The organism is Azospirillum sp. UENF 112521, from assembly GCF_058780665.1.
This window is the reverse complement of sequence record NZ_JBSNCI010000003.1, coordinates 362,667-381,280: the sequence shown is the minus strand read 5'-3', so window position 1 is coordinate 381,280 and position 18,614 is coordinate 362,667. Positions and strand designations below refer to the sequence as shown.

17 protein-coding genes are annotated in these 18,614 nt (G+C 68.9%); 12 read left to right on the top strand and 5 right to left on the bottom strand.

Going from position 1 to position 18,614, the window contains the following annotated elements; all coding sequences use genetic code 11:
• The first annotated feature begins 8 nt into the window (after positions 1–8).
• The 12 genes from ACWPN8_RS17460 (at position 9) to ACWPN8_RS17405 (ending at position 12,647) form a co-directional block, all read left to right on the top strand.
• The gene (locus tag ACWPN8_RS17460; RefSeq protein WP_492241623.1) at positions 9–1,070 is read left to right on the top strand and encodes an ABC transporter substrate-binding protein; all 1,062 of its coding nucleotides are present in this window, start codon (positions 9–11) and stop codon (positions 1,068–1,070) included.
• A gap of 121 nt (positions 1,071–1,191) precedes the next feature.
• Positions 1,192–2,265: an ABC transporter ATP-binding protein gene (locus tag ACWPN8_RS17455; protein ID WP_492241622.1), complete on the top strand. Its 1,074-nt coding sequence runs from the start codon at positions 1,192–1,194 to the stop codon at positions 2,263–2,265.
• On the top strand, positions 2,262–3,191 hold the full coding sequence (locus ACWPN8_RS17450) for an ABC transporter permease (RefSeq protein WP_492241621.1): 930 nt from the start codon (positions 2,262–2,264) through the stop codon (positions 3,189–3,191). The genes ACWPN8_RS17455 and ACWPN8_RS17450 overlap by 4 nt, the downstream gene beginning before the upstream one ends.
• Positions 3,188–3,988, top strand: coding sequence for an ABC transporter permease (locus ACWPN8_RS17445; protein ID WP_109049671.1), 801 nt, complete (start codon positions 3,188–3,190; stop codon positions 3,986–3,988). The genes ACWPN8_RS17450 and ACWPN8_RS17445 overlap by 4 nt, the downstream gene beginning before the upstream one ends.
• A 235-nt stretch (positions 3,989–4,223) precedes the next feature.
• Positions 4,224–5,033 (top strand): ABC transporter permease, encoded by an 810-nt coding sequence (locus ACWPN8_RS17440; protein ID WP_098736847.1) that lies wholly within the window; start codon positions 4,224–4,226, stop codon positions 5,031–5,033.
• A 97-nt stretch (positions 5,034–5,130) separates the two neighbouring features.
• Entirely contained in the window at positions 5,131–6,147 is a 1,017-nt protein-coding gene (locus ACWPN8_RS17435; RefSeq protein ID WP_174469704.1) for an ABC transporter substrate-binding protein, read from the top strand.
• 88 nt (positions 6,148–6,235) lie between these two features.
• Positions 6,236–7,060 (top strand): ABC transporter ATP-binding protein, encoded by an 825-nt coding sequence (locus tag ACWPN8_RS17430; protein ID WP_109095749.1) that lies wholly within the window; start codon positions 6,236–6,238, stop codon positions 7,058–7,060.
• A gap of 161 nt (positions 7,061–7,221) precedes the next feature.
• Complete coding sequence (locus ACWPN8_RS17425; protein ID WP_492241620.1) at positions 7,222–8,598, top strand: enolase C-terminal domain-like protein; 1,377 nt, start codon at positions 7,222–7,224, stop codon at positions 8,596–8,598.
• A complete protein-coding gene (locus ACWPN8_RS17420) occupies positions 8,595–9,746 on the top strand; it encodes a Gfo/Idh/MocA family protein (protein ID WP_109095751.1) in 1,152 nt (383 codons plus the stop codon). Before ACWPN8_RS17425 ends, ACWPN8_RS17420 begins: the two co-directional genes overlap by 4 nt.
• A gap of 87 nt (positions 9,747–9,833) precedes the next feature.
• Positions 9,834–10,994: a dihydrodipicolinate synthase family protein gene (locus ACWPN8_RS17415; protein WP_492241619.1), complete on the top strand. Its 1,161-nt coding sequence runs from the start codon at positions 9,834–9,836 to the stop codon at positions 10,992–10,994.
• Complete coding sequence (locus tag ACWPN8_RS17410; protein WP_492241618.1) at positions 10,994–11,860, top strand: sugar phosphate isomerase/epimerase family protein; 867 nt, start codon at positions 10,994–10,996, stop codon at positions 11,858–11,860. The genes ACWPN8_RS17415 and ACWPN8_RS17410 overlap by 1 nt, the downstream gene beginning before the upstream one ends.
• Positions 11,861–11,933: 73 nt before the next feature.
• Complete coding sequence (locus ACWPN8_RS17405) at positions 11,934–12,647, top strand: TetR/AcrR family transcriptional regulator (protein WP_492241617.1); 714 nt, start codon at positions 11,934–11,936, stop codon at positions 12,645–12,647.
• 39 nt (positions 12,648–12,686) lie between these two features.
• On the opposite strand, the gene ACWPN8_RS17400 is transcribed toward ACWPN8_RS17405, so the two are convergent.
• From ACWPN8_RS17400 to ACWPN8_RS17380, 5 genes are all read right to left on the bottom strand, one after another.
• The gene (locus ACWPN8_RS17400; protein WP_492241616.1) at positions 12,687–14,267 is read right to left on the bottom strand and encodes an MFS transporter; all 1,581 of its coding nucleotides are present in this window, start codon (positions 14,265–14,267) and stop codon (positions 12,687–12,689) included.
• Complete coding sequence (locus tag ACWPN8_RS17395; RefSeq protein ID WP_492241615.1) at positions 14,264–15,424, bottom strand: HlyD family secretion protein; 1,161 nt, start codon at positions 15,422–15,424, stop codon at positions 14,264–14,266. Before ACWPN8_RS17395 ends, ACWPN8_RS17400 begins: the two co-directional genes overlap by 4 nt.
• 101 nt (positions 15,425–15,525) lie before the next feature.
• Complete coding sequence (locus tag ACWPN8_RS17390) at positions 15,526–16,293, bottom strand: SDR family NAD(P)-dependent oxidoreductase (protein ID WP_492241614.1); 768 nt, start codon at positions 16,291–16,293, stop codon at positions 15,526–15,528.
• Positions 16,294–16,307: 14 nt separating this feature from the next.
• Positions 16,308–17,054, bottom strand: a complete 747-nt coding sequence (locus ACWPN8_RS17385; protein ID WP_492241613.1) for an SDR family NAD(P)-dependent oxidoreductase — start codon at positions 17,052–17,054, stop codon at positions 16,308–16,310.
• A complete protein-coding gene (locus ACWPN8_RS17380; RefSeq protein WP_492241612.1) occupies positions 17,051–18,586 on the bottom strand; it encodes an FGGY-family carbohydrate kinase in 1,536 nt (511 codons plus the stop codon). The genes ACWPN8_RS17385 and ACWPN8_RS17380 overlap by 4 nt, the downstream gene beginning before the upstream one ends.
• Between the last annotated feature and the right edge of the window lie 28 nt (positions 18,587–18,614).

Sequence of the window (18,614 nt, the reverse complement as noted above, 5' to 3'; positions counted from 1 at the left end):
GAATGACGATGCGCTCGGTGATGTGCGGGTTGATGGCGACGGCGGCCCTGTGGTGCGGCATGGCCGCGGTGCAGACGGCCGCCGCTCAGGATAGGGCCCAGGAAAAGACGCTCTATGTCGCCGCCTATGGCGGGTCGTTCGAGCAGACCATGCGCAAGGACATCATCCCGGCCTTCGAGAAGGCGAACGGGGTGAAGATCGAGTATGTCGCCGGCAACTCCACCGACAACCTCGCCAAGCTGCAGGCCCAGAAGGGCAACCAGCAGATCGACGTCGTCATCCTCGACGACGGCCCGATGTACCAGGCGGTGGCGCTGAACTTCTGCGCAGACCTGGAGAAGGCGCCGGTCTACGACCAGCTCTACGATCTGGCGAAGATGCCGTCGGGCAAGGCGGTCAATTTCGGCGCGGTCGGCACCGGCATCCTCTACAACAAGGCCTATTTCGACGAGAACAAGATCCCGGCCCCGACCTCGTGGAAGGACATCGAGGATCCGCGCTTCAAGAAGAAGCTGGCGATCCCGCCGATCAACAACAGCTACGGCCTGCACGCGCTGGTGATGATGGCCCGCCTGAACGGCGGCGGCGAGACCAACATCGAGCCGGGATTCAAGGAGTTCAAGGACAAGATCAACCCGAACGTGCTGGCCTATGAGCCGTCGCCGGGCAAGATGACCGAGCTGTTCCAGAGCAACCAGGCCGTCATCGCCGTCTGGGGCTCGGGCCGCGCCAAGGCGCTGGCCGACACCGGCTTCCCCGCCACCTTCGTCTATCCCAAGGAAGGCGGCATCGTGCTGGGCTCCGCCGCCTGCCAGATCGCCGGCAGCAAGAATGCGCCCGAAGCGCAGAAGTTCATCCAGCACATGCTGGGCGTCGAGGCGCAGACCGCGCTCGCCGTCAGCGCCGGCTTCGGCCCGGTGAACAAGACGGTCGAGCTGCCCGCCGAGAAGCAGGCCGGCATCCCCTACGGTCCGGAGCAGGTCGGCAAGCTGCTGGTGGTGGATTGGGACACCATCAACAAGAACCGCGAGGTCTGGAACAAGCGCTGGACCCGCGAGATCGAGCGCTGAGGTAGGGGGCTTATCCCCTCTCCCCGCTTTCGGCGGACCAAGGGTCCGCCTGTCGCGTCAGCGCAAACGAAGTTTGCGCGTGAGCGGGGGAGAGGGGATATAGGGAAAGGGAGACGACGGCATGGCTTATCTGGTTCTCGACCAACTGACCAAGCGCTTCGGAAACTGGACGGCGGTCGACAACGTCTCGCTGACCGTGGAGAAGGGCGAACTGATTTCGCTGCTGGGGCCGTCGGGCTGCGGCAAGACCACCACCTTGCAGATGATCGCAGGCTTCCTCGACGCCGACGGTGGCCGGGTGATGCTGGACGGCCAGGATCTGCTGGCGAAGAAGCCGAACGAGCGCGGGCTCGGCATCGTCTTCCAGAGCTATGCCCTGTTCCCGCACATGACCGCCGCGGAGAACGTCGCCTTCGGGCTGGAGATGCGCAGGATCGCTCGCGCCGACCGCGACCGCATGGTCGCCGACGCGCTGAAGCTGGTCGGGCTGGAGCAGTATGGCGACCGCCACCCGCGCCGGATGTCGGGCGGCCAGCAGCAGCGCGTCGCCCTGGCCCGCGCGCTGGTGATCAAGCCGAGCCTGCTGCTGCTGGATGAGCCGCTGTCGAACCTGGACGCCAAGATGCGCGAGGAGATGCAGATCGAGCTGCGCCGCATCCAGCGCACCGTCGGCACCACCATGATCCTCGTCACCCACGACCAGTCGGAGGCGATGGCGCTGTCCGACCGCGTGGTGGTGATGAACAAGGGCCGCATCCAGCAGGTCGCCACCCCGCAGGAGGCCTACGACCACCCGGCCAACGCCTTCGTCGCCAATTTCCTCGGCCGCACCAACCTGCTGCCGGGCATGGTCGGCGGCGGGGCGGGCGGGACCGTCATCACGGTGGCCGACAGCGTCTGGCCGGTGGCGCAGCCGATGGCGGCGGGTCCGGGGGCGCTGGCCGTGCGGCCGGAGAAGATCGGCTTCGTCGATGCCGGCGGCCTCAGCGGCACCGTGCTGGCCCGCGTCTTCCAGGGCACGCAATGGCTGTTCGAGATCGAGACGGCCGCCGGCCGGCTGATGGTGATCCGCCAGCATGACGGCTCGCCCCTGCCGGCGGAGCGCGAGCGGGTGATGGTCGGCTGGCGGGCGGACGACATGGCGGTGATGCCCGCGGATCCGGATACGGTCTTTAATGCCCAGGAGGCGGCATGAGCATGGCGGCTTCCACCGACACCCAAGTGCAGGCGACTGCCGCGGCTCCGGCACCGCCGCCGCGCCGGCCGCGCCGCTGGCCCTGGACGCCCTATCTGCTGAGCGCGCCGGGTCTGGCGCTGTTCGCGGTGCTGCTGCTGGTGCCGCTGGTCATGACCTTCCTGTTGTCGCTGAACAGCTTCAGCTTCTATGGCGGCATCGAGAATGTCTGGCAGATCGGCAACTATGCCGACATCATCGCCGACAGCTATTTCCACGAGGTGTTCCTGCGCACCTTCCGCATCGCCGCGGTGGTGACGCTGCTGTGCGCGCTGTTCGGCGCGCCGGAGGCCTACATCCTGCGGCGGATGAAGTCGCCCTGGCGCGGCCTGTGCCTGCTGATCGTGCTGGGGCCGCTGCTGATCTCGGTGGTGTCGCGCACGCTGGGCTGGGCGCTGCTGTTCGGCTCGACCGGTCTGGTCAACCAGGGGCTGATGGGGCTGGGGCTGATCGCGACGCCCATCGAGTTCATGTACACCGAGACCGGCGTGATCATCGCGCTGACCCATGTGCTGGTGCCCTTCATGGTGCTGTCGGTCTGGGCCTCGCTCCAGCGGCTCGACCCGCAGGTGGAGAATGCGGCGCTGTCGCTGGGCGCCGGGCCGCTGACGGTGATGCGCCGGGTGGTGCTGCCGCAGATCGTGCCGGGCATCCTGTCGGGCTCGATCATCGTCTTCGCGCTGGCGGCCAGCGCCTTCGCCACCCCGGCGATCATCGGCGGGCGGCGGCTGAAGGTGGCGGCGACGCTCGCCTATGACGAGTTCCTGAACACGCTGAACTGGCCCTTGGGCGCCACGGTGGCGGTGCTGCTGCTGATCGCCAACGTCGTCATCATCGTCGGCTGCAACCGGCTGGTCGAACGTCGCTACAAACAGGTGTTCGAATGAACCGCAACGGCCCGATCGCGCTGATCTTCCATGTCCTGTTCCTGGGCTTCCTGCTGGCGCCGATCCTGATCGTCTGCGCGGTGGCCTTCACCTCGCAGGGCTATCTGTCGCTGCCGACCGAGGGGCTGTCGCTGCGCTGGTTCCGCGCCATCGGCGACAATCCGGAATTCATCCGCGCCTTCAAGGACAGCCTGCTGCTGGGGGCGGTGTCCTCCACCCTGGCGATCCTGGTGGCGGTGCCGGCGGCTCTCGCCATCGCGCGCCACCAGTTCTTCGGACGCGAGGCGATCCAGGCACTGTTCCTGTCGCCGCTGATGGTGCCGCACATCGTGCTCGGCATCGCCTTCCTGCGCTTCTTCACCATGATCGGGCTGGGCGGCACCTTCGCCGGGCTGGTGCTGAGCCATGTCATCATCATCCTGCCCTTCGCGCTGCGGCTGATCCTGGCGGCGTCCACCGGCATGGACCGGGCGGTGGAGAATGCCGCCGCCTCGCTGGGCGCCTCGTCCTGGACCTGCTTCCGCCGGGTGACGCTGCCGCTGATCCTGCCGGGTGTCGCCAGCGGCTGGGTGCTGGCCTTCATCAACAGCTTCGACGAGGTGACGATGACGGTCTTCATCGCCTCGCCGGAGACCACCACCCTGCCCGTCCGCCTGTTCCTCTACATCCAGGACAACATCGACCCGCTGGTGGCGGCGGTGTCGGCGGTGCTGATCTTCCTGACCGTGGCCGCCATGCTGGTGCTCGACCGCGTCTATGGGCTGGAGCGGCTGCTGGTCGGCAAGGGCCGCGACTGACGGCGGCGCTTCTTCCTCAAGGTTTCCTCCCTGGACTGCCCCGCACCTGCCCGGTGCGGGGTATTTTTTTGCGCGGCATCGGAGCCGTTCCGCCGATGGTTGAGAGCGCAAATGATTCGCCCGCGCCATTTTCTGTGTTGACCGCAGGGGGCATGCGGACGTACTTTTAACCAGCCGGTTAAAACATAGCGACCGCCACACTGGTCGCCCCGAGCCCGCCGGCCGGAGGAGACGCATGGAACCCCGCTCTCGCTCGGGCGCAGCATTGCGCCTGCTCAATTCCGACTGGGTCCGCCCCATCCTGCTGATGGTCATCCTGCTGGTTCTGTGGGATTTGTCGGTCCGGGTGTTCGGCGTCCCGGCCTATCTCGTGCCGAAGCCCGGCGACGTCGTGCTGGCGATGATCGACGAATGGCCGCGCCTGCTGGCCGAATCCGTCCCGACCTTCACGGCCACGCTCGGCGGCTTCGCGCTGTCGGTGCTGTTCGGCATTCCCATCGCGATGCTGATCGCCGGATCGCGCGTGGTCGAAGCCTATGTCTACCCGCTGCTGGTCTTCTCGCAGTCGATCCCCAAGGTCGCCATCGCACCGCTGTTCGTGGTGTGGTTCGGCTTCGGCCTGATGCCCAAGGTTATCGCCGCCTTCCTGCTGGGCTTCTTCCCGGTCGTGGTGTCGGCGGTGCAGGGCTTCAAGTCGGTCGACAACGAGATGATGGATCTCGCCCGCTCGATGAAGGCGTCGCGCCTCCAGACCTTCCAGATGGTCAGCCTGCCGCACGCCCTGCCGGCGATCTTCGCCGGGCTGAAGGTCTCGATCACGCTGGCCGTGGTGGGCGCGGTGGTCGGCGAATTCGTCGGCTCCAACTCCGGCATCGGCTTCGTCCTGCAACGCTCCATCGGCAATTTCGAGCTGCCCTTGATGTTCGCGGCGCTGACCGTGCTGGCGCTGATGGGCGTCGTGCTGTTCTGGGTCATCGACGTGGTCGAGCGCTTCTCCATTCCCTGGCACTCCAGCCAGCGCCACAAGGCCAATCTCGGCGCCTGACGGCACCTCGAAACATCCGTTCATCGACAAGAACCCCGACGCCGCGCAACGCAGGCCGACGGGGCGATCCACCACCCATGGGAGGTCACCGGTCGTGATGAAGAAAACCATCGTCGCAGCGCTCTGCGCCTTCGCCGCCTCCACCTTGCCGGCGCAGGCCGCCGACAAGGTGACGCTGATGCTGAACTGGTACGTCTATGGCGAGCACGCGCCCTTCTACTACGGCAAGGACAAGGGACTCTATGAGGCCGAGGGCATCGACCTGGAAATCCAGGAAGGCCGCGGCTCGGCAGTGACGACGCAGCTGGTCGCCAGCAAGGGCGTCACCTTCGGCTATGTCGACGTGCCGACCATGATCAAGGCCGCCATGAAGGGCGCGCCGGTGACATCGCCGGGCGTGCTGCTGCAGACCAGCCCGATGTCGGCGATGGGCTTCACCGAGAAGAACATCCGCAAGCCGGAAGACATCAAGAACCGCATCGTCGCCATGACGCCGGGCGACAGCATGTCCCAGATCTGGCCGCTGTTCCTGAAGAAGACCGGCCTGAAGGAGCGTGACTTCGAGGTGGTGTCGGGCGACGCGCAGACCAAGCTGAACGCCGTCATCAACGGACAGGCCGACCTGCTGCTGGGCTATGTCATGGACCAGAGCATGAAGATCAAGGACGCCACCGGCAAGTCGGTGACGCCGATCCGCTTCGCCGATTACGGCGTCAACATGGTCTCGTCCGGCATCATCGCCAACACCGACATGATGAAGAGCAACCCGGACCTCGTCCGCCGCTTCATGGCCGCCACCACCAAGGCGGTGGAAGAGGCGGAGAAGGCGCCGAAGGATGCCGCCGCGGCGATCCTGAAGGCCAACCCGAAGGGCGGCAAGCCCGACACGCTCCAGGAAGGCTTCGAGCTGACCATCCCGCTCTACCGCACCAAGGAGACGGAGAAGCTGCGGCCCTTCCAGGTCACCGACGCCAACATGAAGGAGACGGTCGATCTGCTGGTCGAATATGGCGGGCTGGACGCGGCGGCCAAGGAGAATCCGAAGCGCTTCTACACCCGCGAGTTCCTGCCGCCCGACCCGGCCGCCGCCGCGGTGAACGCCGCCGCCAAGTGATCGCGAGCCAGACGTGACCGACCGGCCCACCGCACGGCCCACTGCCCAGCCCACTGCCCAGCCCACCGCAGGGAGCGACGAGGAGAGCATGGCACAGCCTCAGTTGAAACTGGTCGGCGAGGCGGCGACGCAGCGCCTGTCCGGCGAGCCGCTGATCCGCATCGACGGCGTGACCAAGACCTACCGCACCCGCGACGGCGAGGTGCCGTCGCTCCGCCCCATCACCTTCGACGTGCGGCCGGGCGAGTTCCTGGTGATCGTCGGTCCGTCGGGCTGCGGCAAGTCCACCCTGCTGAAGATGCTGGCCGGCCTGCTGCCGGTCAGCAGCGGCACGATCAAGATCGAAGGCGACACGGTCACCGAGCCGCACGACGACACCGGCATCGTCTTCCAGAGCCCGACCCTGCTGGCCTGGCGGTCGGTCCTGCGCAACATCATGCTGCCGGTGGAAATCCGCCGGCTGCCGCGGGAACGCTATCTGGAGCGGGCCCACAAGCTGGTCGAGATGACCGGGCTGAAGGGGTTCGAGCAGAAATATCCCTGGCAGCTGTCGGGCGGCATGCAGCAGCGCGCCGCCCTGTGCCGGGCACTGGTGCACGACCCGAAGATCCTGCTGATGGACGAGCCGTTCGGCGCGCTCGACGCCATGACGCGGGAACGGATGAATGTCGAGCTGCAACGCATCCAGCATGAGACCGGCAAGACGGTGATCCTGATCACCCACTCCATCCCCGAGGCGGTGTTCCTGGCCGACCGGGTGATGGTGATGTCGGAGCGTCCCGGCACCATCGCCGCCACCTACGAGGTCCCGCTGCCGCGCCCGCGGACGCTGGACGTGATGGGCGACCCGGTGTTCATCCAGCTGACCCAGACCATCCGCAAGCATTTCGCGGCGCAGGGGCATCTGGACTAAGCGCCGGGCGCCCCGCCGGCACCGCAAACCGGCACCGCAGAAACTGTGCGTCATCCCCGCGCAAGCGGGGATCGAGACAACTTCGCAGCCGACCCGCTGCGCAGGCTGGGGTCCCGCATCCGCGGGGATGACGGCCGAAGACGTACCGAAAGACACTCGCCATGTCCGCCCACCCGGCCGCCCCCCGTCTCCAGATCCGCGCCATCGAGCTGTACGAGCGGCCCGTCCGTTTCGTGAAGCCGTTCCGCTTCGGCGCGGTGACGGTGGAGGCCGCCCCGCAATCCTTCGTCCGTGCCCTGGTCGCGGTCGAGGGGCAGGGGGAAGCCTGGGGGGCGACGGCCGAGATGATGATGCCGAAATGGTTCGACAAGCGCCCGGACCGCAGCCCGGCCCAGACGGTGGACGGCCTGCGCCGCTCGCTGGTCGAAGCGCGCGACGCCTATCTGTCCGACGACCGGCTCGACACCGCCTTCGGCCATCACGCCGCCTACAGCCCGGTGCTGGAGCCGAAACTGGCCGCCGCCTTCGGGCCGGCGCAGATCGACAAGGCGGTGCTGGACGGGCTGCTGCGGGTGCTGAACCTGAATGCCTTCGACGGGCTGGGCGGCAATGTCGCCGGGCTGGACGCGCGGCTGGCCCCCGATCTCGCCGGCTTCGATCTTGACGGGTTCCTGCGTGGGCTGTCCCCGCTCGGCGAGGTCGAGCTGCGCCACACGGTCGGGCTGCTCGACAAGGCTGACGACCTGCGCGCCCTGCTGGAGCGCACGCCGCTGCGCTGGTTCAAGATCAAGCTGGGCGGCGATGCCGCCGCCGACGCCGAGCGGCTGGCGGAACTGGCCGCCGTGCTGGAAAGCGCCGCCCCCGGCTACCGCGCCACGCTGGACGGCAACGAGCAGTATCGCGACGCCGCCCATGTCGCCGAGCTGCTCGACCGCATCGACGCCTCTCCGGCGCTGGCCGGCTTCCGCAAGGCGCTCGCCTATCTGGAGCAGCCGATCGCGCGGGAGGAGGCGCTCGCCCGGCCGCTGGGCGCGGTGGCGGAGCGGGTGCCGGTGATCATCGACGAGTCCGACGACGGCTATGACGCCTTCCCGCGCGCCCGCGCGATGGGCTATCGCGGCGTGTCGTCGAAATCCTGCAAGGGTCTGTACAAGGCGATGCTCAACCGCGCGCGCTGCGCGGCGTGGGGGCCGCCGCACTTCATCTCCGCCGAGGATTTGACCTGCCAGGCCGGGCTGTCGGTGCAGCAGGACACCGCGCTCGTCGCCTTCCTCGGCATCCCGCATGCCGAGCGCAACGGGCACCAGTATGGCGAGGGCTTCGGCAGCGCCGCCGAGGCCGACGCCTTCCTCAAAGCCCATCCCGGTTTCTACGACCGCCGCGCCGACGGCACGGTCAGGCTCGCCACCGGCTCCGGCCGGCTGCCGACCGCCCCGCTGCGCGGTCCCGGTTTCGCCTCTTCAGCGGGGCCCGACCGGGCCACGCTTTCCCCCCTTTCAAACCCGACATCAGCGTTTTCCGAAGGAGTCCTCCCATGAGCACCAAGCGCCTTGGCCTCATCATGCACGGTGTCACCGGGCGGATGGGCATGAACCAGCACCTGATCCGCTCGATCCTGGCGATCCGCGCCCAGGGCGGCGTCACCCTGTCGGACGGCTCGCGCGTCATGCCCGACCCGATCATCGTCGGCCGCAACGCCGAGAAGATGCAGGAGCTGGCCCGCCGCCACGGCATCGAGCGCTGGAGCGACAACATCGACGCAGCGCTGGAAAACCCGGACGACGTGATCTTCTTCGACGCCGGCACCACCCAGATGCGCCCGACGCTGCTGGAGAAGGCGATCCGCGCCGGCAAGCACGTCTATTGCGAGAAGCCCATCGCCACCAACCTGGACGAGGCGTTGCGCGTCGTCCGGCTGGCCGCCGAGGCCGGGGTGAAGAACGGCACGGTGCAGGACAAGCTGTTCCTGCCGGGCCTGGAGAAGCTGCGCATGCTGCGCGACAGCGGCTTCTTCGGCCGCATGCTGTCGGTGCGCGGCGAGTTCGGCTACTGGGTGTTCGAGGGCGACTGGCAGGCGGCGCAGCGTCCCTCGTGGAACTACCGCGAGGAGGACGGCGGCGGCATCATCCTCGACATGATCTGCCACTGGCGCTATGTGCTCGACAATCTGTTCGGCACGGTGAAGAGCATCTCCTGCCTGGGCGCCACCCACATTCCGGAGCGCTGGGACGAGAAGGGCAAGCCCTACAAGGCGACCGCCGACGACGCCGCCTATGCGATGTTCGAGCTTGAGGGCGGCGTGATCGCCACCATCAACTCGTCCTGGTGCACCCGCGTCTACCGCGACGATCTGGTGACCTTCCATGTCGACGGCACCAACGGCTCGGCGGTCGCCGGATTGACCGACTGCGTGATCCAGCCGCGCCAAGGCACGCCGCGCCCGGTGTGGAACCCCGACCAGAAGCAGACCATCGACTTCTACGACACCTGGCAGCCGGTGCCCGACAATGCCGTGTTCGACAACGGCTTCAAGGTGCAGTGGGAGTCCTTCATCCGCCATGTGGTCGAGGACACCCCCTACAATCACGGCCTGATCGAGGGCGCCAAGGGCGTCCAGCTGGTGGAGTGCGCCATGCAGAGCTGGCGCGAACGCCGCTGGGTCGACGTGCCGGCCATCGAGGGCTGAGGCGTTCGCCGGGGAGGGGTGCGGACCGCCCCCTCCCCCACCCCTCCCCCGGCCCCTCCGCTGCGACTTATCCCAGGAATACCGCCCATGCCGACCATCCGCCTCCCCCGCGCCGACCGCAGCATCGAAAGCTACACGCTGGCCCCGCCGCGCGGCTTTCCCGCCCGCACCGAGCGGCCGCTGACCCGCATCGCCTTCGCCGCCGCCCACATGGTCGCCGACCCGCTGGCCGAGTGCGATCCCTGGCTGGCCCCGGCCATCGACTGGGAGCGCAGCATCGCCTTCCGCGAGCATCTGTGGGACCTCGGGCTCGGCGTCGCCGAGGCGATGGACACGGCGCAACGCGGCATGGGGCTGGACTGGCCTACCTCGCTGGAGCTGATCCGGCGGTCGCAGTCGGCGGCCAAGGCGCGCGGCGGGGTGATCGCCTGCGGCGCCGGCACCGACCATCTGCCGCCGGAGAACGCCCGCAGCGTCGACGACGTCATCCGCGCCTATGAGGAGCAGATCGAGGCCATCGAAGCGCTGGACGGCCGCATCATCCTGATGGCGTCGCGCGCGCTGGCCCGCGTCGCCACGGGGCCGGAGGATTACGTCCGCGTCTATGGCCGCATCCTGTCGCAGGTGAAACAGCCGGTGATCCTGCACTGGCTGGGCGACATGTTCGACCCGGCGCTGGCCGGCTATTGGGGCACGGCCGACGTCGACGCGGCGATGGACACCGCGCTGTCGATCATCGGCGACTATGCACCGAAGGTGGACGGCATCAAGATCTCGCTGCTCGACAAGGACAAGGAGATCGTCATGCGCCGCCGCCTTCCGGCGGGCGTTCGCATGTACACCGGCGACGACTTCAATTACGCCGAGCTGATCGCCGGCGACGGGCAGCAGCATTCCGACGCGCTGCTCGGCATCTTCGATGCCATCGCGCCGGCCGCTGCGGCGGCGCTGGCCCATCTGGCAGACGGCGACGAGGCGGGGTTCCACGACATCCTGGCGCCGACCGTGCCGCTGTCGCGCCACATCTTCAAGGCGCCGACCCGCTTCTACAAGACCGGCGTCGTCTTCATGGCCTATCTGAACGGCCATCAGGACCATTTCACCATGGTCGGCGGGCAGGAGAGCACCCGCTCCACCCTGCATCTGGCCGAGCTGTTCCGGCTGGCCGACAAGGCCGGACTGCTGTCCGATCCGGACCGCGCGGCGCAGCGGATGGCGGCGGTGCTGGCGGTGCGGGGGATTTCGTGATGCGGGATTTCTCCACGGACCATCGCTGGCTGTCGATCAACACCGCCACGGTGCGCAAGCAGGGCAATCTGGTCGAGATCCTCGACGCCTGCGCCCGCCGCGGCATCCGCGGCGTGGCGCCCTGGCGCGATCAGGTGGCGGCGGTCGGGCTCGACGCCGCGGTGCAGGCGGTGCGCAGCGGCGAGCTGGCGCTGTCCGGCTATTGCCGCGGCGGCATGTTCCCGGCCGATCCGTCCAAGGCGGCGGAGGTGCGCGACGACAACCGCCGCGCGGTGGACGAGGCGGCAGCACTGGGGGCCGCCTGCCTCGTGCTGGTGGTCGGCGGGCTGCCGCAATATTCCCGGCCCGGATCGCCGGCCAGCAAGGACATCGCACTCGCCCGCTCGCAGGTGGAGGACGGCATCGCCGAGCTGCTGGACTATGCCCGCAAGGCCGGCATGCCGCTGGCCATCGAGCCGCTGCACCCGATGTATGCCGCCGACCGCGCCTGCGTGAACACGATGGCCCATGCGCTCGACCTCTGCGACCGGCTGGATCCGGGGAAGTCGGGGGCGCTGGGGGTGGCGGTCGACGTCTATCACGTCTGGTGGGACCCGGATCTGGAGGCGCAGATCCGCCGCGCCGGCAAGGAACGGCTGATGGCCTTCCATGTCTGCGACTGGCTGGTGCCGACCAGCGACCTGCTGCTCGACCGCGGCATGATGGGCGACGGCGTCATCGACATCCCGCGCATCCGCGGCTGGGTCGAGGAGTGCGGCTTCGCCGGCTATTCGGAGGTCGAGATCTTCTCGCAGAACACCTGGTGGGAAAAGCCGATGGGCGAGGTGCTGGACACCTGCATCGAGCGGCACCGCAGCGTGGTTTGAAATCGCTGGCGGACGCTTCTACCATGGGGGAGAACCAGCCCCCTCCCCCGGACCGCAGGAGCCGGCTTCCCGCATGGACAGCCTGACCGACACCCCCGACCCGGCGCCGTCCGCCCCCGCACCCGCCAGAGGTGCTGCGGCGCCGGCCGCAAACGCCGCAGCGCCGGCCAAGGTGACCCGCGACCCGGAAGGGACGCGGGCCCGCATCATGGCCGCCGCGACGGAGGAGTTCGCCCGCTACGGGCTGGGCGGCGCCCGCGTCGACCGCATCGCCGAGCAGGCCGGCACCAACAAGCGCATGCTCTATTACCATGTCGGCAACAAGGAAGAGCTGTATCTGGCGGTGCTTGAGGATGCCTATGCCCACATCCGCGACACCGAGCGCACGCTGAACCTCGACAAGCTGGCCCCGCCCGAGGCCATCGCGCGGCTGATCGGCTTCACCTGGCAGTATTTCATCGACCATCCCGAATTCATGGCCCTGCTGAACATCGAGAACCTGCACCGGGCCGAGTTGCTGAAGACCTCGGGGCAGGTGCAGTCGATGCACTCCCCCTTCGTGCAGATGATCGGCGACGTGCTGGCGCGCGGGGTGAAGCAGGGGGTGTTCCGCGCCGGGGTCGATGCAGTGCAGCTCTACATCTCCATCGCCGGGCTGTCCTACTTCTACCTGTCCAACGTCCACACTTTGTCGGTCATCTTCGGCCGCGACCTGCTGGCAGACCCGGCGAAGGACGAACGGCTGGACCATATGGTGGAGCTGGTGCTGAAGTCGCTGCGGCCGTGAGAGCAGGCGGTGAGGGAGGTGGTCGGAGTCTGACCACTTCTACTGTTTCGGGGCCGGGCGCAGCAGGGCGATCAGCAGCAGGCCGCCGACGATGAACCAGGCGATGACGACGAAACCGTCGATGTAGGCCAGCACATAGGCCTGCTTGCGCACCGCCGCCGCCAGCAGCGACAGGGCGCGGTCGCTCGCCTCCTCAGGCCCGGTGGAGCGGGCGGCGAGCCGCGCCATGCCGCCGGCCAGCCGGTGGACGGTGTCGGTGCCGCCGGCCACCACGTCGGACACCAGACGGAAGCTGTGGAACTGCTCGCGCACGCGGACGAAGGTCTGCATGAAGGCGGCCCCCAGCTCGCCGCCCAGCAGGCGCGAGGTCTGCAACAGGGCGCCCAGCGCCAGGATGTGGGCCTGGGACAGGTTCTTGATGTTGAAATAGATCAGCGAGGTCATGGCGAAGGACTGGCCGAAGGCCTGGAGCATCTGCGACGGCAGGAAATCGGCGCCGACCCAATCGGCCGTCAGGTGCGAGGCCAGCCAGCAGGCGAGCCCCACCGCGGCGAAGCCGGCCGCCATCACCACCCGCGGATCGGCATGGCGCAGCAGCGTGCCGACCAGCGGCGCCAGCAGGAACTGCGGCAAGGCGATCAGCAGCAGCGTGTCGCCGACCTCCAGCGCGCGGTAATTGTTCACCGTGATCATGAACTGCGGCACCAGATAGGCGGTGGACAGCATGATCAGCCGCAGCAGCACCAGCAGCAGGCACAGAAGCGGGATGTTGCCGCGGAAGAGCGCGCTGAAGGTGATCCAGGGCTTGGGGCAGGTCAGCTCCTGCACGACGAAGGCGCCGACCAGCAGGCCGCCGGAGAGGAAGAGGCCGGCGATCAGGCCGGAATTGAACCAGTCCAGCCGGTTGCCCTGGTCGAGCCCGGCATAGAGCAGGGCGAAGCCGAGGCTGGCATAGGCGATGCCCCACCAGTCGCCGTCCTTCAGCAGGTCGCGGCGCACCGGCTCGGCCGGCATGCCGAAATGGACGCACAGCGCCATCAGCGGAGCCAGCAGGGCGGTGTCCCAGAACAGCCAGCGCCAGTCGAGATGCTCGATCACCCAGCCTTCGACGGAGGCGGCGAAGTTCAGCGACAGCTCGACGTTCATCGCATAGACGGCGATGCCGTAGACGACATAGCGCGGCGGCAGGTTGCGGACGATGAAGCCGATGGTCAGCGGGATGAAGGTGCCCGACGACAGGCCGGCCAGCAGCTGGAAGGTCAGCACCCCGGTCAGCGTGCCGGTCAGCGGCAGGGCCAGCATCGCCAGCCCGTAGGTGAGGGAGGAAATCAGCAGAACCCGCCGCGGCCCGAACACCACGCCGAGGAAGGCGGCGGCCGGGGCGACCAGCATCTGCGCCACCGTGTAGGCGGTGGTGATCCAGGCACCTTCGTCGAAGCCGATGCCGATGGCGCCGCGGATGTCGGCCAGCCCGAAGGTGGTGATGCGCGAGGTCAGGGTGGAGATCAGCGCCCCCAGCATGACGCCGAGCAGCCCGACGATGGGATGGTGGGTCAGGATCGGCTGGGCCGGGCGCAGCAGGATGCGGGACAGCCGCCCGCCGGCCAGACCGACGCTCAAGATTTGCCCTCCTGGCCGCTCTCCCGAACCTCTCCATCCGTATCGATGGTGACGACGACGGACATGCCGGGGCGCAACCGGTCCTGCAAGGGATGGGGGCTGTCGAGGACGATCTTCACCGGAATGCGCTGGACGATCTTGGTGAAGTTGCCGGTGGCGTTGTCGGGGGGTAGCAGGGCGAACTGGCTGCCGCTGGCCGGCGACTGGGCGGCAACCCGGCCGGTCAGCGTCACGTCGGGAAAGCTGTCGATGCGGACGGTCGCCGGCAGGCCGGAGCGGATCCGCGTCATCTGGGTTTCCTTGTAGTTGGCGATCACCCACACCGCCGGCAGCGGCACCAGCGTGACGATCTGGCTGCCCTGCCCGACATACTGGCCGGGGCGGACCTGCCGCTGGCCCACCATGCCGTCGGCCGGGGCGCGGATCGTCGTGCGGTCGAGCGTGATGCGGGCGAGGTCGAGATCGGCCTGCCGCTGCAGCCGGGTGGCCTTGGCTTGGCGCACCTGCACGTCGATGCCGTCGAACGCCGCCTTCTGCTGGTCGACCTGGGCCTGGCCCGCCTCCAGCGCCGCCTGGGCGCGGCGGGAGGTCGCCTGCGCCTGTTGCAGCGCCTGGAGCGTGCCGGCGACGCCCTGCTCGGTCAGGGAGCGCTGCCGCGCCTCCTCCAGCCGCGCCCGCCACGCCTCGGCCTCCAGCCCATGGACGTTCGCCTCGGCCTGATCGACCAGGGCGCGCTGGGTGCGCTTCTGGATGTCGAGCTGGGCGATGGCGGCGTCGGCCGCCTCCAGCGCCGCGTCGGCCTGCTGGACGCGGGCGCGGTAGTCGTCGTCGACGATCATCGCCACCGGGTCGCCGGCCTTAACCTGCTGGAAGTCCTCGACCGGCATGTCGCGGACGACGCCCGCCACCTGGGCCGACAGCGGGGTGATGTCGGCCTGGAGATAGGCGTCGGTGGTGGTCTGGCGCGCGGCGGAGCCGAGCCAGCGGTCCCAGCGCGTGGCAAAGGCCACCAGCAGGACCGCCGCCAGCCCCAGCACCGCCAGCCGCACCAGCCAGGGACTCCAGGCAACCGGCGGGGCCGGCGGGGGAGAGGCCGGAGGCGGTTGCTGGACCGCTTGCAGGCCCACGGGCTGGGGTGGCGCTGCGGCATCGCTCATGCGGGGCTCTCCATCGGAATCGGCCTGTCGAGACGGTCGACCCTACGCGATGGCCCGCGGAAAAGCGCCTTGCACCAAGGTGTAGCTCCGCTTGGGCTCCGTCAGGACAGGACGATGCCGCCGTCGACGTTCAGCGTCTGGCCGGTGACGAAGGCGCTGTCGTCGGAGCAGAAGAAGGCCACCGGCCCGGCGACATCCTCCGGCGCGCCGATGCGGGCCATGGCGGTCTTGGCCTTCCAGCCGTCGCGGATCGCCGGATCGTCGAGATTCACCCGGCCCATGTCGGTCAGGATGATGCCGGGGCACACACAGTTGGCGGTGATGCCGAGCGGCCCGACCTCCTGCGCCAGCACGCGGGTGAAGCCCATCACCGCGGCCTTCGACGCCGAGTAATGCGCCTGCTCCGGCGCGCCGTGCTTGCCGCCGATGGAGGCGATGTTGCAGATGCGGCCATAGCCCTGCGCCTTCATCAGCGGCAGCACCGCCTGGGTGACGAGGAAGGTGCCCTTGGCATTCACATCCATCACCTGATCCCAGGCGGTTTCCGGGCAGTCCTCCACGGTGGCGGCGATCAGGATGCCGGCATTGTTGACCAGCGCGTGGATGGTGCCGAGTTCGGCGACGGCGCGGTCGACCATCGCCTGCACCTCGTCCTTGGCCGACACGTCGGCGTGCAGTTCGACCACCCGGACGCCTTGCGCCCGCGCCTCCCCCGCCGTCTCGGCCAGTGCGCCGGCCTGCCGGGCGATGTCGTTCAGCGCGAGGTCGAAGCCGCGCGCCGCCAGTCCGAGAGCGATGGCGCGGCCGATGCCGCGGCTGGCGCCGGTGACCAGCGCGATCTTTCCGTGTGCCTTGTGGCCCTGTGCCATATCGTTGTTCCCCTTCAAAAAGCGGTGTAGCCGCCATCGACGGCCAGGACGGTTCCGGTGATGAAGCTCGCCGCGTCGGAGGCGAGGAAGGCGACGGCCAGCGCCACTTCGCGCGGCTCGCCCAGCCGGCCCATCGGCGTGGCGGCGAGCCAGCGCTCGAACCATTCGGGGCGGGAGCGGCCGGCCAGGGTCAGTTCGGTGGCGGTGTAGCCGGGAGCGACGGCGTTGACCCGCACCCGGCCGGCCCATTCCACCGCCAGCGACTTGGTCAGCAGATTGACGCCCGCCTTGGCGGCGTTGTAGGCGGCCTGGGGCTGCGGATGGACGACGATCTCGCCGCACATCGAGCCGATGTTGACGACCGATCCCCTGCCCGCCTCGACCATCGGACGGCCGAAGGCGCGGGCGGTGTGGAAGACGCCGTGCAAATTGACGTCGATCACCCGGCGCCAGTCGGCCAGATCGACCTCAAGCGCCGGCCCGTTGTGGACGATGCCGGCGTTGTTGACGAGGATGTGCGGCACGCCGGCCTCGGCGACCAGACGGGCGGCGGTCTCCTCGGCCGCCTCGGCGTCGGTGACGTCAAGGCTGTAGGCAAGCCCGCCGATCTCGTCCGCCAGCCGGCGGGCGGCCTCGCCGTCGCGGTCGAGGATGGCGACGCGGGCGCCGGCCTCGGTCAGGACGCGGGCGATGGACTGGCCGATGCCGGCGGCCCCGCCGGTAACGACGGCGAGCCGGCCGGTGAGGTCGAACTCCTTCATGCCGCAGGCTCCTTGACCGGAGCTGGAGATTGGGCCGAAATCGGCCCGTTCAGCACGCCCTTCAGCGCCGGATAGAGAGCGAGATAACGCTGGTAGATTTCCTGGTAGAGGGCGGATTCGCGCGGGCGCGGTTCGATGCTGGTGCCGGGGCGGACCATCGCGGCGATGCCCTCGTCGATGCTGGCGAAGCGGCCGGCGCCATGGGCAGCCAGCACCGCCGAGCCGGTGGACGGCGCATCGGCGGAGGCCGGGATGCGCACCGGCAGGCCGGCGGTGTCGGCATGGATCTGCATCCACAGCTGCGAGGCGGTGGCGCCGCCGCCGACCGTGATCTCGGTCGAGCTGTAGCCACCGGCCTTGAAGGCGTCGAGGATGGCGCGGGTGCCGAAGCCGATGCCCTCGATGATCGCGCGGAAGACATGGTGCGGTTCATGAGCCAGCGTCAAGCCGACGATGGCGCCGCGGCTGAGCGGGTCGGTGTAGGGGGTGCGGTTGCCCTGGAAATGGTCAAGCACCAGCAGCCCGTCCGATCCCGGCTCCAGCGCCGCCGCCTTGGCGTTCAGGGCGGCAAGGTCGAGCGTGCCGCCGCTGAAGCGGCGCAGCCAGTTGATGATCGAGCCGGTGGAGGTCTGGCCGCCCTCCACGATCCAGCGGCCGGGATAGACGATGTCGGGATAGCTGCCCCAGACGCCGGGGGCATGCAGCGGCGCCTCGGTGACGCCGAACTGCAAATGCGAGGATCCGGTGATCAGTGCCAGTTGCCCCGGCTGGGCGACGCCGAGCCCGATCATGCCGATCAGCGCATCCGCCCCACCCTGCACCAGCTTGACCGACGGCCGCAGCCCGAGGGCGGCGGCGGCCTCGGGCCTCAGCGTGCCGACCACCGCGCCGGGGGCCAGCACGCGGGCCGGCCATTTGCCTTCCAGCTCTTCGAGGTCGAGCGCCTTGAGGATGCCGCGCGCCCAGCCGCCGTCGCGGCTGGAGTAGTGCCAGCGCAGGCCGGCATTGTCGAGGCTGGCCACCCGTTCGCCGGTCAGGCGCAGGGTGAGGAAATCCTGGTACTCGCAGATGGTGTGGGCGGCGGCGAAGGTCGCCGGCTCGTTCCGCTTCAGCCACAGCGCCTTGGGGATCATCCACTCCGCGGAGACCGGGCCGCGCCCGGCGCCGTTGATCTTCAGCGCCGGGTCGCCGGTGGCGAGCACCGCCTCCGCCTCGGCATGGGCGCGCACGTCCATCCACAGCAGCGCCGGGCGCAGCGCCCGGCCGTCGGCGTCGAGCGCCACGACGGTGCAGCAGGTGGTGGCGAAGCACATCGCCTCGATGTCGGCGGCGTCGATGCCGGCATCGGCGACGGCACCGCGGGTGGCGTCGGCCAGCGCCCGCCACCAGTCCTCCGGATCCTGCTCCGCCCGCGCGCCCGGCCCGAACTGCGTATCGTAGGCGACGGCCTTCTGGCCGAGGCAGCGTCCGCTCAGGTCGTAGATGCGCGCCCGCAGGCTTTCGGTGCCGCCATCGGCGGTCAGGTAATACATTCCCTTATCCTCCCTGAAGACACGCAGC